General features: G+C 51.8%; 1 protein-coding gene. It reads left to right on the plus strand.

The window, feature by feature from the left end:
* Window positions 1-165 precede the first annotated feature (165 nt).
* Window positions 166-427, plus strand: a 262-nt coding sequence (locus QMM04_RS23155; RefSeq protein ID WP_282997240.1) for a hypothetical protein, incomplete at its 3' end; no start/stop codon positions are given.

Genomic DNA, 427 nt, shown 5'->3' on the forward strand with positions numbered 1-427 from the left:
AATTATTCGCAGGCTTTTACTTTTTTCACTGGTCCGCCCAGATTAGTCGCAGACTGAGGCTTTGCAAGTTTCAGGGCCGTTAAAAATTGTAAAGATATGGGGACTGATGCCGGTCAGGTTTTGAAAAGCCTCTCGGGTCCACTGAAAATTTGCAGGAGCAACTGAATGATCAGTAATAAACGTCTGCAGCGCATCGCTGAAAATGACATTGATTACGTCCCCGAGGTCAGGGAAATGGCCCGGGAAATTCTGGATTACCGGCGCGCGCTGTCAAAACCCTGGGCCATCATTGAGCCACTGGGCTCAAAGTATGTTGAGGACGGGAAAGGCGCCATGGTGTGGGCCGCCCGTTACAGCGGCCGTCATGACATCCCTCTTTACCGGCTGGATGCTGATGCGCTCCCGGCTGACGTAAAAAGCGCTAAAC

It is taken from the genome of Pantoea sp. Pa-EAmG, from assembly GCF_030024295.1.
In the GTDB taxonomy this organism is placed as follows: Bacteria; Pseudomonadota; Gammaproteobacteria; order Enterobacterales; family Enterobacteriaceae; genus Pantoea; species Pantoea dispersa.